At 63.1% G+C, this 18,725-nt stretch carries 13 protein-coding genes; 6 read left to right on the forward strand and 7 right to left on the reverse strand.

Annotated features, from left to right (window positions below; genetic code table 11):
* The first annotated feature begins 23 nt into the window (after positions 1 to 23).
* The gene (locus R2B70_RS04535) at positions 24 to 824 is read left to right on the forward strand and encodes a PhzF family phenazine biosynthesis protein (protein ID WP_318162755.1); all 801 of its coding nucleotides are present in this window, start codon (positions 24 to 26) and stop codon (positions 822 to 824) included.
* 105 nt (positions 825 to 929) lie between these two features.
* On the opposite strand, the gene lysS is transcribed toward R2B70_RS04535, so the two are convergent.
* Together lysS and prfB are read right to left on the reverse strand one after the other, a co-directional pair.
* Entirely contained in the window at positions 930 to 2,465 is a 1,536-nt protein-coding gene (gene lysS / locus R2B70_RS04540) for a lysine--tRNA ligase (protein WP_042079176.1), read from the reverse strand.
* Between the two features lie 20 nt (positions 2,466 to 2,485).
* A protein-coding gene (gene prfB / locus R2B70_RS04545; RefSeq protein ID WP_318162756.1) for a peptide chain release factor 2 occupies positions 2,486 to 3,584 on the reverse strand; the annotation gives its coding sequence in 2 pieces (ribosomal slippage) (positions 2,486 to 3,508 and positions 3,510 to 3,584; 1,098 coding nt in all).
* A gap of 249 nt (positions 3,585 to 3,833) precedes the next feature.
* Here prfB and R2B70_RS04550 point away from each other — a divergent pair.
* Positions 3,834 to 5,705: a methyl-accepting chemotaxis protein gene (locus R2B70_RS04550; RefSeq protein ID WP_042079179.1), complete on the forward strand. Its 1,872-nt coding sequence runs from the start codon at positions 3,834 to 3,836 to the stop codon at positions 5,703 to 5,705.
* A 187-nt stretch (positions 5,706 to 5,892) separates the two neighbouring features.
* Here the strand turns inward: R2B70_RS04550 and R2B70_RS04555 are convergent, their stop codons facing one another.
* Both R2B70_RS04555 and gltS read right to left on the reverse strand, forming a co-directional pair.
* On the reverse strand, positions 5,893 to 8,187 hold the full coding sequence (locus R2B70_RS04555; protein WP_318162757.1) for an EAL domain-containing protein: 2,295 nt from the start codon (positions 8,185 to 8,187) through the stop codon (positions 5,893 to 5,895).
* A gap of 176 nt (positions 8,188 to 8,363) precedes the next feature.
* A complete protein-coding gene (gene gltS, locus R2B70_RS04560) occupies positions 8,364 to 9,563 on the reverse strand; it encodes a sodium/glutamate symporter (RefSeq protein ID WP_042079180.1) in 1,200 nt (399 codons plus the stop codon).
* A 496-nt stretch (positions 9,564 to 10,059) separates the two neighbouring features.
* Here gltS and ansA point away from each other — a divergent pair, with 496 nt between their 5' ends.
* On the forward strand, positions 10,060 to 11,067 hold the full coding sequence (gene ansA, locus R2B70_RS04565) for an asparaginase (RefSeq protein ID WP_042079181.1): 1,008 nt from the start codon (positions 10,060 to 10,062) through the stop codon (positions 11,065 to 11,067).
* Between the two features lie 80 nt (positions 11,068 to 11,147).
* Here ansA and R2B70_RS04570 read toward each other — a convergent pair whose 3' ends face one another.
* Positions 11,148 to 11,441, reverse strand: a complete 294-nt coding sequence (locus R2B70_RS04570) for a YeaC family protein (protein WP_042079182.1) — start codon at positions 11,439 to 11,441, stop codon at positions 11,148 to 11,150.
* Positions 11,442 to 11,480: 39 nt separating this feature from the next.
* Positions 11,481 to 12,914, reverse strand: coding sequence for a glyceraldehyde-3-phosphate dehydrogenase (locus R2B70_RS04575; RefSeq protein WP_318162758.1), 1,434 nt, complete (start codon positions 12,912 to 12,914; stop codon positions 11,481 to 11,483).
* A 210-nt stretch (positions 12,915 to 13,124) separates the two neighbouring features.
* Between R2B70_RS04575 and R2B70_RS04580 the strand changes: the two genes are divergently transcribed.
* Together R2B70_RS04580 and R2B70_RS04585 are read left to right on the forward strand one after the other, a co-directional pair.
* Positions 13,125 to 13,928 carry a DUF2989 domain-containing protein gene (locus R2B70_RS04580; RefSeq protein WP_209793269.1) on the forward strand — a complete coding sequence of 268 codons (804 nt, stop codon included), beginning with the start codon at positions 13,125 to 13,127 and terminating at the stop codon, positions 13,926 to 13,928.
* Entirely contained in the window at positions 13,925 to 14,482 is a 558-nt protein-coding gene (locus R2B70_RS04585) for an NUDIX domain-containing protein (protein WP_209793271.1), read from the forward strand. Before R2B70_RS04580 ends, R2B70_RS04585 begins: the two co-directional genes overlap by 4 nt.
* 63 nt (positions 14,483 to 14,545) lie before the next feature.
* Here R2B70_RS04585 and sppA read toward each other — a convergent pair whose 3' ends face one another.
* The gene (gene sppA, locus R2B70_RS04590; protein ID WP_318162759.1) at positions 14,546 to 16,390 is read right to left on the reverse strand and encodes a signal peptide peptidase SppA; all 1,845 of its coding nucleotides are present in this window, start codon (positions 16,388 to 16,390) and stop codon (positions 14,546 to 14,548) included.
* Positions 16,391 to 16,696: 306 nt separating this feature from the next.
* On the opposite strand from sppA, the gene R2B70_RS04595 reads away from it, so the two are divergent.
* A complete protein-coding gene (locus R2B70_RS04595) occupies positions 16,697 to 18,724 on the forward strand; it encodes an NADPH-dependent 2,4-dienoyl-CoA reductase (protein WP_318162760.1) in 2,028 nt (675 codons plus the stop codon).
* Position 18,725: the final 1 nt, after the last annotated feature.

Here is an 18,725-nt window from a genome sequence, read left to right on the forward strand (position 1 = left end):
CTCTCATGCCCCAAGGAGCAACCATGTCCCGTCTCTATCATGTCAACGCCTTCAGCCATCACCCCTTCGGAGGCAACCCCGCCGTGGTGGTGCTGGGGGAGACACGGCCCGACGCCGAGCTGCAGGCCATGGCGGCGGAGTTCAACCTCTCTGAGAGCGCCTTTCTGACCCGGCTGGGAGAGGGGCACTACGGGTTGCGCTGGTTCACCCCGCAAGTGGAGGTGGACTTGTGCGGCCATTGCACCCTGGCGGCGGCCCACGTGCTGTGGCAGACGGGGGAGGTGCCCGTGGATCTCCCCATCCGCTTCGCGACCCGCAGCGGCGAGTTGCTGGCCCGGCGGGAGGGGGAGTGGATCTGGCTCGATTTTCCCCGCATTGCCCTGGCGCCCCTCGAGCTGGATCCCGCCTATGGGGCGGCTCTCGGCTGCCAGCCGCTGCGCACGCTGGCGGCCGGGGCCAAGTTCCTGCTTGAGCTGGCCAGCGAGGAGGCGGTCCACGCGCTCACCCCGGATTTTCACGCCCTGCGCGCGTTGCCCGGTCGCGGTCTGATGGTGACGGCGCCCTCGAGCGACCCGGACCATGACTTCGTCTCCCGCTACTTCGCCCCCTGGGTCGGGGTGGACGAGGATCCGGTGACCGGCTCCAACCACTGCGCCCTGGTGCCCTTCTGGGCCGAGCGGCTCGGCAAGACGCGGCTCAAGGCGCGCCAGATCTCGGCCAGAGGCGGGGAGCTCAGGCTTATCCTGCAAGGGGAACGGGTGCTGATGGCGGGCCGGGCGCTGACCCTGTGGCAGGGGGCGTGGTTGTTGCCGCCGGCGATATAAAGCCGGGGCAGCCCGCCCTGGATCATCGGAGATAAAAAAACGCCCCGCAGTGCGGGGCGTTTCCATTGTGATCGCGCTAGGGAGGGAGCCCGGCGGGGATCACACTTACTTCTGCGGACGCAGGGCCGGGAACAGGATGACGTCGCGGATGGTGTGGCTGTTGGTGAACAGCATCACCAGACGGTCGATACCGATGCCCTGACCGGCAGTGGGCGGCAGACCGTGTTCCAGCGCGGTGACGAAGTCGGCGTCGTAGAACATGGCTTCGTCGTCGCCTGCGGCCTTCTGGTCAACCTGGGCCTGGAAGCGCTCGGCCTGATCTTCCGCATCGTTCAGCTCGGAGAAGCCGTTGGCCAGCTCGCGGCCGCCGATGAAGAACTCGAAGCGGTCGGTGACGTCCGGGTTCTGGTCGTTGCGGCGGGCCAGGGGAGAGACGGCGGCCGGGTACTCGGTGATGAAGGTCGGTTGCAGCAGCATGTGCTCCACGGTCTCTTCGAAGATCGCGGTGATCACGTGGCCCAGCTCCCAGCTCTTCATCAGCTCGATCTTCAGGCCCTTGGCGACGGCGGTGGCCTTCTCCAGAGTCGCCAGATCGTCACGGGTCACGCTCGGGTTGTACTTCAGGATGGAGTCCACCATGGAGAGGCGCTGGAACGGCTGACCGAAGTCGATGGTCAGGCCCTCTTCGCCCTCTTTGGCGTAACGGATCTTGGTGTCGCCCAGGATGTCCTGCGCCAGGGTGCGCAGCATCTCTTCGGTGAGATCCATCAGATCGATGTAGTCGGCGTAGGCCATATAGAACTCGAGCATGGTGAACTCGGGGTTATGGCGAACGGAGATGCCTTCGTTGCGGAAGTTGCGGTTGATCTCGTAGACACGCTCGAAACCACCGACCACCAGACGCTTCAGATAGAGCTCAGGCGCGATACGCAGGTACATGTCGATGTCCAGCGCATTGTGGTGGGTGATGAACGGGCGGGCGGAGGCGCCACCCGGGATGACCTGCATCATGGGGGTTTCCACTTCCATGAAGCGCTTGTCGTTCAGGAACTTGCGGATGCCGGCCACCACCTTGGTACGGGTCACGAAGGTCTTGCGGGACTCTTCGTTGGCGATGAGGTCCAGGTAGCGCTGGCGGCAGCGGGCTTCCTGGTCGGTCAGGCCCTTGTGCTTCTCGGGCAGAGGGCGCAGCGCCTTGGTCAGCAGGCGGATCTCGCCGACGTGGACGGAGAGCTCGCCGGTGTTGGTGCGGAACAGGGTGCCCTCGACGCCGACGATGTCCCCCAGATCCCACTTCTTGAACTGTTCGTTGTAGAAGCCTTCCGGCAGGTCGTCACGGGTCACGTAGACCTGGATCTTGCCAGCCATGTCCTGCAGGGTTGCGAAGGAAGCCTTGCCCATGATCCGGCGGGTCATGATGCGACCGGCAATCTTCACCCGTTTATTCAAGGCCGCCAGCTCGTCGGCGCTCTTGTCGCCGAACTCGGCGTGCAGATCGCCGGACAGGCTGTCACGACGGAAGTCGTTGGGGAAGGGGTTGCCCTGGGCGCGCAAGGCGGCCAGCTTGGAGCGACGCTCAGTCATCTCGTTGTTCAGTTCGAGAGTCTGGTCGACTTCCGGGGTGGTGGTTTGTTCAGACATGGTGATTCCTGCTGCTCTGTTTACAGGCCTGATTTCAGGCTGGCTTCGATAAACTTGTCCAAGTCGCCGTCGAGTACGGACTGGGTGTTGCGGGTCTCGACGCCGGTGCGCAGATCCTTGATACGGGAGTCATCCAGTACGTAGGAGCGGATCTGGCTGCCCCAGCCGATGTCGGACTTGGTCTCTTCGAGGGCTTGCTTCTCGGCGTTCTGCTTCTGAATTTCCAGCTCGTAGAGCTTGGCCTTCAGCTGCTTCATACACTGATCTTTGTTCTTGTGCTGGGAACGGTCGTTCTGGCACTGCACCACCACGCCGGTCGGGATGTGGGTGATACGCACCGCGGACTCGGTCCGGTTGACGTGCTGACCACCGGCACCGGAGGCGCGGTAGACGTCGATGCGCAGGTCGGCCGGGTTGATCTCGATCTCGATGTCGTCATCGATCTCGGGGTAGACGAACACGGAGCAGAACGAGGTGTGACGACGGCCACCGGAATCGAACGGTGACTTGCGGACCAGGCGATGGACGCCGGTCTCGGTGCGCAGCCAGCCGAAGGCATACTCGCCGGTGAACTTGATGGTGGCGGACTTGATGCCGGCCACGTCGCCCTCGGAGCATTCGATGAGCTCGGGCTTGTAGCCGTGGGCATCGCCCCAGCGCAGGTACATGCGCAGCACCATGTTGGCCCAGTCCTGGGCCTCTGTGCCGCCGGAACCGGACTGGATGTCGATGTAGCAGTCGGAGCCGTCGTGCTGACCGGAGAACATGCGGCGGAATTCGAGATCCACCAGCTTGGCTTCGAGCTCGTCGGCTTCGGCCACGGCCTCGTTGAAGGTCTCTTCGTCTTCCCCTTCGACCGCCAGGCTGATCAGCATCTCGACGTCCTCAACACCTTGTGTCAAGACGTCTATGGTGCTGACGACGTTTTCCAGGGAGACGCGCTCCTTGCCCAGCGCCTGTGCGCGCTCGGGTTCGTTCCAGACATCCGGCTGTTCCAGCTCGGCATTGACCTCTTCTAGACGCTCTTTCTTGGCGTCATAGTCAAAGGTACCCCCTAAGCAGCTCGGTCCTCTCAGACAGCTCCTTAAGCTTGTTTAATACAGGATTGACTTCAAACATCGTGAAAACTCTCGGGGTCGATGTGATTTAAAAACGGGATATTCTAGCCAATTGCAGAAGGAATAAACAGGGTTGGCTGGCCCCGGTCGCCTTTCGTCGCCGATTTCCCAGGCCATTTTCTTCATTTCCGGGCAAAATATCGTCCGTGGCGCCATTCTCAGCTTCAGTTTTGCTCTGACTGGCCGCTAACAACATATAGTGCCGTGCACTCGAGCAATCCTGTTCCTGACCCCACAAGAAGAAAACACGATGAAAAACCTATCACTCAAGCAGAAGATACTGTTGTCTGTGGTCATCGCCCTCTCCCTGGTGATCCTGCTGCTCTCCTGGCAGAGCTATACCAGTCAGAAGTCCCTGCTGCTGCAAGGCAGTCAGGAACAGGTGCAGCGTCTTGGCAGCCAGCAGGCGGCCAGCGTCAGCGACTGGCTCGCCGCGCGCCGTGACGTGATCCAGGCCCTTGGCAACAAGGCCGGCCCCGAGCCCCTCAACGCCCTGCAACAGGCCCAGGTTTCCGGCCGCTTCCAGCTCACCTATTTCGGCGAGGGCAGCGGCAAGATGCACGACTCCGACCCCTCCATCAACCGCGACGGTTACGATCCCCGCTCCCGTGGCTGGTATCAGGAAGCCATGGCCAAGGGCGGCATGATAGTCACCAAGCCCTACCTGGACGTGGCCTACAACATCCTGGTGGTGACCCTGGCCCAGCCGGCCCAGGGCGGCGTGGTGGGGGGCGACCTCTCCATCGCCTCCCTGGTGGAGGACGTCACCAAGATGGCCCTGCCGGCGGACGGCTTCGCCATCCTGATGCACAAGGACGGCACCGTGATCGCGTACAAGGACGCGGCCAAGGCGATGAAACCGGCCAGCGAGATCGACAACGATCTGACCAACGCCCTGATCGAGCAGAGCAAGAGCGGTAACAGCCTGGTGCCGGCCTACTTCGACAACGAGGGCCGTGACAAGCTGCTGTGGGCGGTGGATATTCCCAACACCGACTGGGAGCTGGTGCTGGTGCTGGACAAGGCGACCCTGGAGGCGCCGCTCTCCTCCCTGCTGATGACCCAGCTCGGCCTGGCCCTGCTGGTGCTGGTGGGCAGCATCCTCGCCATCTCCTGGCTGGTCAGCCTGCTGCTCGGCCCCCTCACCAAGGTTTCCCAGGCCCTGGCCCGCATCGCCGACGGTAACGGCGATCTGACCCAGCGCATCAAGATCGACGCCAATGACGAGGTGGGCCAGCTCGCCAACAGCTTCAACCGCTTCGTGGGCAGTCAGCATCAGCTGATCGGCAACATCCGCCAGCTCGCCAACGAGCTGAACGCCGATGCGGAGCGCAGCCTGGTGACCAACCAGGCCGCGGTGGAAGAACTGCAGCGCCAGCAGCAGGAAGTGACCATGGTCGCCACCGCCGTCACCGAGATGGCGAGCGCCACCATGGAGATCGCCGGCAACGCCGAGAACACCGCCGCCGCCGCCCAGCAATCCGCCCAGAGCAGCGAGCAGGGCAAGATGCTGGTGAACCAGACCCGCCACTCCATCAACAACCTGGCGGAGGAAGTGGGTCAGGCCACCGGCGTTATCGGCGAGCTGAGCCGCCACGCCCAGGCCATCTCCGGCATCCTCTCCACCATCCAGGGCATCGCCGAGCAGACCAACCTGCTGGCGCTGAACGCGGCCATCGAGGCGGCCCGTGCCGGTGAACAGGGTCGCGGTTTCGCCGTGGTGGCGGACGAGGTTCGGGTGCTGTCCCGCCGCACACAGGACTCCACCCAGGAGATCCAGTCCACCATAGAGACGTTGCAACAGACCACGGCCCGCGCGGTGAGCCTGATGCAGACCAGCCAGGGGCTGGCGGACAACAGCGTGAAAGACGCCGATGCTGCCGCCGCCGCGCTCGAAGAGATCACCCAGGCCGTCTCGCTGATTTCCGACATGGCGGGCCAGATCGCCACCGCCGCCGAGGAGCAGACCCAGGTGACCGGCGAGATCACCCAGAACACCACCGCCATCAAGGACGTGAGCGACGAGATCACCGCCGCCGCCATGCGCGACCTGGATCAGGCGCACAACCTCAAGGGGCGGGCCACCGACCTGAACAAGCAGGTGTCGACCTTTATCCTGTAAGACGCCAGTCGCAGCCTGTTCGAGCTGACATAAACAAGCCCCGCACTCGAGAGAGCGCGGGGCTTGTTCGTCAGGGGCTGCGGGTATGTCGTCAACGCTGCTTGCGGCGAAACGCCAGTTGTGCCTGGCGTGCTCGCCTGGGGACGCCAGCGAGCGAAGGCATCCCTTCGCTGGGCGCAGGTCTCTGTCAATCAGGCGGGGTCTTGCCAGTGTTTAGTTCAAGCCAATGAGTCAGATCGGTTTTGTTCATGGGATGCGCGAACAGGTAGCCTTGCATCAAATGGCACCCCAACTGGTAGAGCTGCACGCGCATCTCCTCGGTCTCGACGCCTTCCGCAATGACGGGCATCTCCAGTTCGCGTCCCAGTAAAAGCGCCGCCTTGACGAGCCTTTCATCCCCTTTCAGCAGCGTCTGGGTAAAGCTGTAGTCCAGTTTGATCGCATCGATAGGCAGGGACAGCAAGCGCTCCAGGGAGGAGTAACCGGTGCCAAAGTCATCAAGATGGATTTTGAATCCCGCTTGATTCAGTGCCAGCAGTTGATCTTCCAAGCGACCGTGATTCTCGGCAAAGAGACTCTCCGTGAGTTCAAAATGGATGGCGCTCCTCGGCAACTGATGACGATCGGCCAGCTCGGCGAGTTGTGTCACCAGATCTGGCTCCATCAATTGCAGCACCGACAGATTGATGTTGATGTTCAGGTCGGGGTAGGCGCATCTCAGTTCACGCAGCGTTCCCATCGCCTGGTCGGCAATCCACTTACCCAGGGGGATGATCAGTCCGGCCTGTTCTGCCAGAGGGATAAATTCACTGGGGGGACAGAACCCCGTTGGGGTGGGCCAGCGGCACAGGGCTTCCACCATGGCGACGCTGCCACCTTCCACATCTACTATGGGTTGATACCAGACCTCAAATTGCCGCAGTTGCAACGCTTCCCGCAATGCCTGTTCCAGCTGCATGCGCTGTGAAAGCTGCTGATGCAGTATATCCCGATAACAGCGGTAGCAATGTTTGCCCGCCCGCTTGGCATCGTACATGGCCAGGTCGGCGTTCCGGATGAGCTCATCTGCGCTCATGGCACCATCATCGTAAGCGATTCCGATGGAGGCTCCGACCTGGATTTTTCGCCCTCCCTGCTCGATTTGCTGGCCGGATATAGTGAACATCAGACGCTCGGCGAGCGAAATGGCGCCTTCTTCCTCTCTGACCATCTTGGTGATGATGGCAAATTCGTCACCACCTATGCGAAACAGCATGTCTTCACCACGAATCACCTGCTTGAGGCGTTCTGCGATGGTTAGCAAGACCCGATCCCCTGTCTCGTGTCCCAGGCTGTCATTGAGGGTCTTGAAATCGTCCAGATCGATCATCAGCAAGGCAATGCGGCAACGGTCATGTTTGGTGAGCAGGCAGGGATGCTGATTGAGCTGCTCGCTCAAAAATTTCCGATTGCCCAATTGGGTCAGCCCATCGCGTCTGGCCTCATCGTAGAGAGCCTGCTCCGAGAGTCGGAGCTGTTCCACCATGCTATTGAGCGCCTTGGCCAGAGTATCGAACTCGGGGTTACCCGATAGAGGCCAGTGTTTGCTTGTTGGCTGCAGGCTGCTGTATTGCTCGGCCAGGCGGGTAAAAATGGTGAGCCGACGCATCACCATTCGTTCATAAATGGTAATAGTGCCCAGACCGGCGGCGATCAGGAGCAGGGTTGAGTTGATGAGTAGCATGCGATTGCTGAGCCGCTGTTGTGTCAGCAATTGGTGATCTGGGGGGATGCGCAGTATGAGCCGATTGGTATTCTCGCTGTCTGGCAGAGCGCGTTGCTCGGCAAGGGGGGCCCCTCCTGTATCTCGGAGAAACTCGATGTCCAGCTTGGTCATGTCCCGGATCTGTTGCACGCCTGTCCCATCAAGTTGGCGGATCATGGCTATCCAGCCCTCCAGCTGCGGGTTGGTGGCATCAGGGTCGTGAACAGGATGAACCGCTAGCAGGATGGGGTGCTCTTGATACCAGCCGTTCAGTGTGTATCCCCGTGTGCCTGGTGATGACCAGTAGCGGGTGAGATAGTCCTGCGTTTTGGGCCAGATGGGGTGGGTGTTGCCCAGCGTCACGTAGGTCGCTCCCCCTCTACCGATTACACGGTAGAGCGAGTGATCCGGTCTGATGAACAGGACAAAGTGGGCATTGAGGTTATCCAGTGTTCCCGCGTTGAAGTTCTCGTCGAGATAAGTGGGCAAGTTGCCATGGATAAAGCGAATGGAGTCTCGCCATTCGGCATAGTCTCGTGTGCTGATCATGAGGCTCTTGTGCATGGATTCAATGTACAGCTGGGCACGATCCAGGGCTGCTTGCTGATTATGCTCGTTTAGAATCCGGGTATTGGCAGAGAGTACGGTCGTGCTGACGCCATAGCTGATGGCTGCTGCGCATGAGATCAGCAGCAGAAGATAGAGAGACACTTTATTGCGCAGACTGTTGAGTCTCACCACATCACCTCACATTGACTACGTCGTAAGCCAATAGTAGTGGAAGGTGATCAAGGCGGTCGCTGTCTGACTCCTATTACGCAAAAAGCCCCCTCTTCGCAAAAAGAGGGGGCCTCGGTCACCAGCATCCCCCGGGTTGAGGGTTCCTGTGCCTATTGCGTCTGAGAGGACGGGAATTACAGGAAGGGCAGTGCCAGGAACAGCTTGATCACCACGGCGTTGATGATGTCGATGAAGAAGGCGCCCACCATGGGCACCACCAGGAACGCCATGTGGGACGGGCCGAAGCGCTGGGTGATGGCCTGCATGTTGGCAATTGCCGTGGGGGTGGCGCCGAGGCCGAAGCCGCAGTGGCCCGCCGCCAGCACGGCCGCGTCGTAGTTGCTGCCCATGACCCTGAAGGTGACGAACACGGCGTAGAGCGCCATCGCCACCGTCTGGGCCGCCAGCAGCACGAAGATGGGCAGGGCCAGGCTCGCCAGATCCCACAGCTTCAGGCTCATCAGGGCCATGGCCAGGAAGAGCGACAGGCTGACGTTGCCGAGCAGGGAGACCTCCCGATCGCTCACCTCGTGCCAGTTCAGCAGGGTCAGCACGTTGCGCAGCAGCACGCCGACGAACAGCACGCAGACGAAGACCGGCAGCTCCAGGGCGCCGCCCTTGAGGTAGGCGGAGAGCATCTCGCCCCCCTTCAGGCTGATGGCGATGAGCGCCAGGGTCTCGATCACGCTGAAGGTGGTCAGCGGCCGCTCCATGTCCGGCATCTCGAAGCCCTGGGGAGCATCGTCCCGGTTGTGCTCCTCGCCGGGCACCTGCACCTTCTTCACCAGATGACGGGCCACGGGGCCGCCGATCACCCCCCCCAGCACCAGGCCGAAGGTGGCGCAGGCGATGGCGAGCTCGGCGGCGGACTGCACCCCGTACTTCTCGGTGAAGATGGAGCCCCAGGCGGCCCCGGTGCCGTGGCCGCCGGACAGCGTGATGGAACCGGCCAGCAACCCCATGTGGGGATCCAGACCCAGCAGGGTGGCCAGACCCACCCCCAGGCTGTTCTGCATCAGCAGCAGGCCGGTGACCACCAGCAGGAAGGTGAGCACCGCCTTGCCGCCGCGCTTGAGGCTGGCGAGATCGGCGGAGAGACCGATGGAGGCGAAGAAGGTCAGCATCAGCGGGGTCTGCAGGCTGGTGTCAAATTGCACCTCCAGTTGCAGGGTGGAGCGCAGCAGCAGCAGGATAAGGGCGACAACCAGGCCACCGGCCACGGGTTTGGGGATGTTGAAGGTGCGCAGCGGCCCGATCCGGTTGACCAGCAGACGGCCGAGCAGCAGCACCAGAGTGGCGGCGACCAGGGTGGTGTAGGAATCAAGTTGTAGCATTCGGTACTCCCATGTTGATCGGCTGTGTCTTTGGCGAGAAAGACGCACAGATCCAGCCGGGATGAAACAGAGTGGCGAAGGCGCCAATTACAGAGGGGGCCTGGGCCCCGTCCCACGCGAAAATGGGAACGATACGAGCCCGTCAGCGACGGGCGTTCAGATGAGATTCTTGAGAAATCCGGCGGATATTAGCAAAAAACATCGTTTATATCCATGTTCATCACATTAATGATTAAAACAAGACGTTAACATGGAATTTAACACTGCCATGCGGAGTCCGCTGCGAAGGGCGGTGATGCAGCCGCGGCTGTCATTTGGGGCGACACTCTTTATAATTCGCCCGTTTCCAGCCCGCAGGGGGAAGCAGAAAGTGAAGGACGCGGCTGATGCCCGATATTTCCCCCTGTCCGCACCAGGATGCTGGGCGTGACGAGGGAACGTGTCGGTTGAGCCCCAACATGATTTGCCGGTTTCCAGTCCACAAAGAGGAGAGGGTGTGAAGAAGTCCATCTACATTGCCTACACAGGCGGCACCATAGGGATGCAGCGTTCCGACCACGGCTATGTGCCGATGGCGGGCTTCATGGAAGACTGTCTGGCGCGGATGCCCGAGTTCCATCGACCGGAAATGCCGGATTACCATATCCACGAATATGCTCCCCTCATCGACTCTTCCGACATGACGCCGGCGGATTGGCAGCGCATCGCCGAGGACATTAAAGGCAACTACGAGCAGTACGACGGTTTTGTCATCCTGCATGGCACCGATACCATGTCGTTCACCGCCTCGGCGCTCTCCTTCATGCTCGAGGATCTGCACAAGCCGGTGATCATCACCGGCTCCCAGATCCCGCTCGCCGAGCTGCGCTCCGACGGTCAGCAGAACCTGCTCAACGCCCTCTACATCGCGGCCAACTACCCGATCCACGAGGTGACGCTCTTCTTCAACAACCAGCTCTATCGCGGCAACCGCAGCAAGAAGGTGCACGCCGACGGCTTCCACGCCTTCGACTCGCCGAACTACCCGCCGCTGCTCAACGCCGGCATCGCCATCTCGCTGGAAGCGGGTGAGCTGGGGATGCCCTCCGATCGCCCCCTGGTGCTGCACGACATCACCCCCCAGCCCATCGGCGTGGTAACCCTCTACCCCGGCATCTCGGCGGAGGTGATAGCGAACATCCTGCAGCAGCCGGTGCGGGCGCTGATCCTGCTCTCCTTCGGGGTGGGCAATGCGCCGCAGAACCCGGCCATGCTGGCGCTGCTCTCCGAGGCCTCGGCCCGGGGCGTCATCATCGTCAACCTGAGCCAGTGCCTGCACGGCAAGGTCAACATGGGGGGCTATGCCACCGGCAACGCCCTCTCCCGGGCCGGGGTCATCTCGGGCTTCGACATGACCGCCGAGGCGGCGCTCACCAAGCTGCACTTCCTGCTGAGCCAGGATCTGCCGGCCCCGCGCATCCGTGAACTGATGCAGCAGTCGCTGCGCGGCGAGCTGACCCCCTGAAGGTAAAGCTTGCTGCACGGCGCAAAGAGAGAGGAGAGCCATGTTGGCTCCCCTCTGTAGTTGTTGCGGGCAGGTCAGGCTCAGTGACTGATCTCGATACGGACTATCTCTTCCTCGTCGCGATACTGGCGCTTGAGCTCGCTCTTGCTCTTCATCACTATCTCGCCGTCACGGCCAATGTTCATGTGCTCGGGGTTCTCAAGGTGCATCGCCTGCCAGGCCATCACGGCCTGCAGGGAGGTGGCCTTCTGCTCCTCGGTGAGGGGCTTGCCGTCCGGCCATTTGCCGAGCTCGACCGCGGTCTTGAGCCGCTCGTACACCTCTTCGGGCATCTGCCTGATTGCTTGCAAAAACTCACCCTGTTGAAACGACATCCGGCCTCTCCTTGAACTATTGAGCCATAAACTGCGGGATCAGACCGGCAGATCCTGGCGGACTACGCCGGCCATCTGCTCCATCACCCGCACTACCTGACAACTGTACCCGAACTCGTTGTCATACCACACGTAGAGCACGCAGTGATCCCCCTCGGCGATGGTGGCCTGGGAGTCGACGATGCCCGCGAAGCGGGATCCCACCATGTCGGAGGAGACCAGCTCTGTACTGGCGCTGAAGTCGATCTGGCGATGCAGGGCCGAGCTCAGGGCCATCTGCTGCAGATAGGCGTTGAGGCTCTCCCGGTCGGTCGCCTGCTCCAGGGACAGATTGATGATGGCCAGGGACACGTTGGGGGTCGGCACCCGGATGGCGTTGCCGGTCAGCTTGCCCTTGAGCTCTGGCAGCGCCTTGGCCACCGCCTTGGCGGCGCCGGTGCTGGTCATCACCATGTTGAGGGCCGCGCTGCGACCGCGGCGCTCGCCCTTGTGATAGTTGTCGATGAGGTTCTGATCGTTGGTGTAGGAGTGGACCGTCTCCACGTGGCCGTGGCGGATGCCGTACCTGTCCTGCATCACCTTGAGCACAGGGGTGATGGCGTTGGTGGTGCAGGAGGCGGCGGAGATGATCTTGTCATCCGGGCCTATCACCTCGTGGTTGACCCCGAACACCACGTTCTTCATCTCCCCCTTGCCGGGGGCGGTCAGCAGCACCCGGGCGGCGCCACGGGCCTTGAGGTGCTCGGACAGGCCCGCATTGTCACGCCAGACGCCTGTGTTGTCGACGATCAGCGCGTTATCGATGCCGTAGGCGGTGTAGTCGATGTCGGCCGGGCTGTTTGCATAGATCACCTGGATGAAGGTGCCGTTGGCGATGATGGCGCTGCGCTCCACATCCACCTCGATGGAGCCGTTGAAGGGGCCGTGCACCGAGTCGCGGCGCAGCAGGCTGGCGCGCTTCTCCAGATCCCCGTCCCGGCCGCCGCGCACGACGATGGCGCGCAGGCGCAGGGAGTTGGCGGCGCCGGTGCGCTCGATCAGCAGCCGGGCCAGCAGGCGGCCGATGCGGCCGAAACCGTAGAGCACCACGTCGGTCGGAGCGGGCACGCCCGCCCGGTTCAGGGCCGGTGCCAGCTTGGCGCGCAGATAGTCCTCGATGCCCGCCTCGTCCTCATGATCCTGCCAGTAACCCACCGCCAGCTTGCCGAGATCGACTTCGGCGGCGGTCGGGTTCAGCGCGACCATGGCCTGCAGCAGGGGGAAGCTGTGCTGGATGGGGAGGGGAGCGCCCTGGTGGCGGCGAACGACCCGGTGGGCCTTGAGGATGTCGATGGTGGAGGCGTTTTGCTGGGGGCGGCCAAAGATGGTGATCTCTACCCCTTGCTGGCGGTAGAGGCGGCCTATCAAGGGTTGCATGGCTTCGGCGAGCTCCTGGCTCTCCTGCCACGCCTGCAAGTAGTGCTCGTGGGTCATTAACCAGATCCTTTATTTCACGTTGTTGAAGCAAGTTGCCTGGGCAAATTGAAATTCGTCGAATGCAGATCAGTGTAGGGCTGATGGTTTCGTTATATTATTCTGCAGTCGCGGCCTTATACGGCGCGCGCATTGTAATGGATATGTAGCCTGTTTGCTAGTTGGCGGTGGCCATGGCGGGTTGCAATTGTTACCGACCAGACGTGAACCATGACCCTATTCCCACAGCGTCCGTTACTGCTCTCCCTCGCCTGCTGCCTGACGTTGACGGCCTGCGACGACGACAGGATCCACAACATCTGTTCCCAATCCCCGGCCCTGTGTGAGGATCTGGTGGACGACGGCTGGTGTCGCCACGAGCGCAGCGACGTCATCCGCGCCCGCTACCGCCTGCAGGAAGAGGGGACGGACAGGCGCCAGTACGAGTTGATGCGCGGACTGGAGCGCTACCTGCAGTGCGCCGAGCACTCCACCAACATCGAGTACAAGCGGGCCCGCGAGCAGAAGAGCCCCCGGGTGGAGGGCATGCTGGCCGCCGGCACCCAGCTGGAGCAGCTGGATGCGCAGACCCGCAATTCCCGGGATCCCTATCTGCTGCTCTGGCACTGGACCAACAACACCAATCCCCAGGCCCGGGCCGACTTCCTGGCGCTGGAAGGCACCCCCGCCCTCGAGGAGCCCGAACTGCAACTGGCCCTGGGAGGCATCTATGCCAAGAGCGAGCCACAGAAGGCCATCACGCTCATGCACCATGCGCTCTCCCTCTACGGGGAGGGGGACAGGGTCAACAGCCGGATCCTCACCGCCCTCAGCACCCTCTACATGGGGCAGAAGGCGTTTGACCAGGCCTACCTGTGGGGCAAGGTGAGCGAGTCCTTCCAGGAGAGCCCCGAGGTCTCCTCCACCCGGCTCGGCCTCTATCACGCCATCGGCAAGGCGCGGCAGGAGCAGCTGGACGAACAGGCCGCCGCCATCGTCGGCGCGCTCGAGCAGGGGAGCTACCAGGCCCCATGATCCCGCCCCTGTCAGAAGCCCGGGAGTGGGCCCACCCCTTCGACATTCGCCTCGTGCACGGCCGGATCCAGTGCGAGGGGCGGGTGCTCGAGCGGAGCACGGTGAGGGCCGTGGTGCTGCGCGGCGATCGGCTGCTGCTGGTGCACTCCAGCGTCAACGGCGATCTCATGTTCCCCGGTGGCGGCGTCGAGGCGGGGGAGTGCCACGGTGCCGCCCTGGCCCGTGAGCTGCGGGAAGAGTGCGGTGCCGAGCTGCTGGAGGTGGGGCCCCTGCTGGGAGAAACCCGGGAGTACCGCGCCGCCCGCGAGCCGGACTACGACGCCTACTGCATCCGATCGTCCTATTACCTCTGCCGGGTGGGGGAGGGGTGGAGCGAGCCCTGTCCCCAGCCTTACGAGATCCGCCTCGGCTTCGCCCCGGGCTGGTTCGCCCTGGCCGAGGCCCTGCAGACCAACAAGACCCAGCTGGCCGGCCCCTGTCCCCAGTGGACGGTGCGGGAGACCCGGGTGCTGGCCGAGCTGCACCGCTGGCATGAGTCCGGCCTGCTGGCCTGAGGCCTTCTTCTCTTCGCCCATAAAAAAACCGCCCGAGGGCGGTTTTTTTTATGGGGAGTCATGTCACTGGACACAGACCGGGCAGAAGGCATAGGTGCCCTGCGGATCGTTGAAGCGGGTCAGGGGATCCAGGCCGCGGTTCATCTCCAGCAGCGCCTTGCCAAAGCCCGCGGGCAGCCAGCTCTGCAGGTGCGGGGCCAGGATGCGGGCGCTGCTGTCGAACAGCTCGCGCAGGAACTTGTCCCGGGCGGACTCTTCCGGTGCTATGGGGGTGACCTGCCAGCGCTTGAGATTGGCGAGCTCGGCGGCGGCCTTGAGGGCGTCGTCCAGATTGCCGAACTCGTCCACCAGTCCCAGATCCTTGGCATCCCGACCTGTCCAGACCCTGCCCTCGGCGGCTTTCTCCGCCTCCTCCGGGCTCAGGCCGCGGCCCTTGCCCACCAGGCCGACGAAGCGCTGGTAGGTGTCTTCCACGCTGAGCTGGATGGCCTCGCCCACGTGCTCAGGCAGGGCCCGGGTCAACCCGATCCCCACGAAGTCCGTGGTGCCCACGCCGTCGGTATGCACCCCGTACTGGGAGAGCGCCTTGTCGATGGTGGCGAACATGCCGAACACCCCGATGGATCCGGTGAGGGTGGTGGGGGAGGCGAAGATCTTGTCCGCATCGGCGGAGATCCAGTAGCCACCGGAGGCGGCGTAGCTGCCCATGGAGATGACCACGGGCTTGCCCGCCTGTTTCAGGGCCAGCAGCTCGGCGCGGATCTGTTCGGCGGCGAAGGCGCTGCCCCCCGGGCTGTCGACCCGCAGCACCACGGCCTTCACCTGGTCGTCGCGGCGGGCCTCGGCCAGCAGATCGGCCAGGCTGTCGCCCCCTATGGTGCCGGCGGGTTGCACGCCGTCCATGATGGCGCCGCTGGCGGTGATGAGGCCCACCTCATCCTTGCCGCTCTGGGGATACTGCTCCGGAATGGCGGTCAGATACTCCTTGAGGCCCACCCCCTTCCAGCCGTGATCATCGCTCTCGCCCACCTCCTTGATCACCGCCTGGGTCATCTCGTCGCGGGTGGCGAGCTGATCCACCAGGCCGTTGTCGAGGGCGTAGCTGGCGGCGTTGCCACCGGCCTTGCGCAGCAGCTCGAGGAAGTGATCCTTGTTGGGTGCGACCGCATCGGGCTCGATCTCCCGCTGCTCGGCCACGTCCGCCACATAGGATTGCCACAGCTGATCCAGCCAGCGCTGGTTCGCCTCCTTGCTCTCGGGGGACATCTCGTCCCGGGTATAGGGTTCGACGAAGGACTTGTAGGTGCCGACCTTGAACACGTGGGGGGTGACGTTGAGCTTCTCCAGCGCCGACTTGAAATAGGTCTGGTAGACGCCGAGGCCCTCGATCAGCACGGCACCGCTCTGGTTGAGCAGCACGTGATCGGCGTGGGCGGCGAGCAGGTAGGCTCCCTGGCTGTAGTAGTCGGCCATGGCGATGACCGGCTTGCCGCTCTCCTTGAAGGTGTCGATGGCGGCTGCCACCTCCTGCAGCTTGGAGAGGCTGGCTCCCTGCAGTCCCTGGGGCTTGAGCACCAGCGCCTTGATGCGATCGTCATCCCCGGCGCTCTTGATGGCCCACAGCAGATCGGAGAGCACTATCTCGCTCGGCTGCTCGTCGCTGCTGTCCATCTGCCGCAGCAGTTGCACGGTCGGATCGGTTTGAGTGCGCTGCTCCACCAGCACGCCGGAGAGGTTGAGGGTGAGGGCTCCCTCGATGGGCGTGTCCGGGGTCTCGCTCTGGCCGACGCTGAAGGCGATGACCAGCACGACGAGCAGAAACAGCAGGTTGACCAGCATCAACCGGGTAAAGTTGAGCAGACGCCAGAGGCTGCGAAATAGCCACCCCAGACCTTTGAAAATAGACATGGCTGCGTTGTCGCCCTGTTAATGGGTAGAGAAGGGCATTATTAACCAGTTGCACCGTTAATTGCCATTTCCCCTTGGCGACGATCGCCTGCCCCGCTTTCGGAACACGGCTGTTCGCTGAAAAAATGTCCAAACAATTGTTTGAAAAAGAATTTTCGATTCTTTACTCTAGCTCCAGTTTGATAACAAAAAATTAACTGGAGGCCCCGTGAGCCACACGCCCATCCTGCCGACGTCGCCCTGGCCTTGGGCGATGGCCGGATCAGGGCGGGGTGCCTCCAGCCCGGCCCCGACAAGGAGTTCATGATGAGCCGTTATCCCACGCTGCTGACCCCCCTCGACCTCGGCTTTACCCGGCTGCGCAACCGCGTATTGATGGGGTCCATGCACACCGGCCTCGAAGAGGAGAAGGGGGGCTTCGACAAGCTGGCCGCCTTCTACGGCGAGCGGGCCCGTGGCGGGGTCGGTCTCATCGTGACCGGCGGCATCGCCCCCAACCTGCGGGGGCGGTTGGTGCCCCATGGCACCCAGCTGAGCTTCCCCTGGCAGGTGGCCAAGCACAGGAAGGTGACCGAGGCGGTGCACCGGGAAGGGGGCAAGATAGCGCTGCAGATCCTCCATGCCGGCCGCTACGCCTATCATCCGTTCAGCCTGGCGCCGAGCGCCCTCAAAGCGCCCATCTCCCCGTTCAAGCCCCGCGCCATGAGCGAGCGGCAGATCCGCGGCACCATCCGCGACTTCGCCACCACGGCAACCCTGGCCAGGAGTGCGGGTTACGACGGCGTGGAGGTGATGGGGTCGGAAGGCTATCTCATCAACCAGTTCATCTGCGAGCGCACCAACAAGCGTACCGACGGCTGGGGCGGCAGCTTTGATAACCGGATGCGCTTCCCGGTGGAGATAGTGCGCGCCATCCGCGAGCGGGTCGGCCCGGATTTCATCATCATCTTCCGCCTCTCCATGCTGGATCTGGTGGAGCAGGGCTCGACCCTGGCAGAGGTGATTGCGCTGGGCAAGGCGCTGGAAGCTGTGGGAGTGACCCTGATCAACACCGGCATCGGCTGGCACGAGGCCCGCATCCCCACCATAGCCACCAGCGTGCCGCGCGGCGCCTTCAGCTGGGTGACCGCCGAGCTGAAGAAGCATCTCACCGTGCCCCTCATCACCACCAACCGCATCAACACGCCGGAGGTGGCGGAGCGCATCCTGGCGGGGGGCGAGGCGGATATGGTCTCCATGGCGCGCCCCTTCCTGGCGGATCCCGAGTTCGTCATCAAGGCGGCCGAAGACAGGGCGGACGAGATCAACACCTGCATCGCCTGCAACCAGGCCTGCCTGGATCACGTGTTCAAGCAGAAGCGCGCCTCCTGTCTGGTCAACCCGCGAGCCTGCTTCGAGACCGAGCTCACCTTCGGCCGGGTGCCCCAGCCCAAGAAGCTGGCGGTGGTGGGGGCGGGTCCGGCGGGGTTGGCATTCGCCTGCTACGCCGCCGAGCGCGGCCATCAGGTGAGCCTGTTCGATCAGGCGAGCGAGATCGGCGGCCAGTTCAACTTCGCCAAGCAGATCCCGGGCAAGGAGGAGTTCCACGAGACCCTGCGCTACTTCGCCAGGCGGCTGGAGAAGTGCGGTGTCGAGCTCTATCTGGGTCAGCGCCAGAGCGCCGAGAGCCTGCTCGGCGGCGGCTTTGACGAGGTGATCCTCGCCACCGGCATCCGCCCGCGCACTCCCAACATCCCGGGGATCGAGCATCCCAAGGTGCTGAGTTACCTGGACGTGCTGCGAGATCACAAGCCGGTGGGCGAGAAGGTGGCGGTGATCGGGGCCGGCGGCATCGGGTTCGACGTGGCGGAATATCTGGTGGAGAAGCGAGCCGAGGGTGAGGCGGTGCAGCAGCGGGATCACTGGCTCAAGGAGTGGGGCATCGACCGGCAGCTCACCGAGCGCGGCGGTCTGATCAAACCCGAGATCGACGCCCCCGAGCGCCAGATCTGGCTGCTCCAGCGCAAGGAGAGCAAGGTGGGGGACGGCCTTGGCAAGACCACAGGCTGGATCCACCGCACCGTGCTCAAGAACCGCAGGGTGCAGATGCTCTCCGGGGTGCAGTACCTGCGTATCGACGACCAGGGGCTGCACATCCAGGTGGGTGATGCCAAGCAGTGTCTGCCGGTGGATCAGGTGATCATCTGTGCCGGGCAGGAGCCCCTCAAGGAGCTGCAGGCCGGCCTGCAGGCGGCGGGCAAGCCGGTGCACATCATCGGCGGGGCTGACGTGGCCGCCGAGCTGGATGCCAAACGGGCGATCCGCCAGGGGGCCGAACTGGCCGCCGTCATTTGAC

This window comes from Aeromonas sp. XH (genome assembly GCF_033348475.1).
GTDB lineage: Bacteria > Pseudomonadota > Gammaproteobacteria > Enterobacterales > Aeromonadaceae > Aeromonas > Aeromonas sanarellii.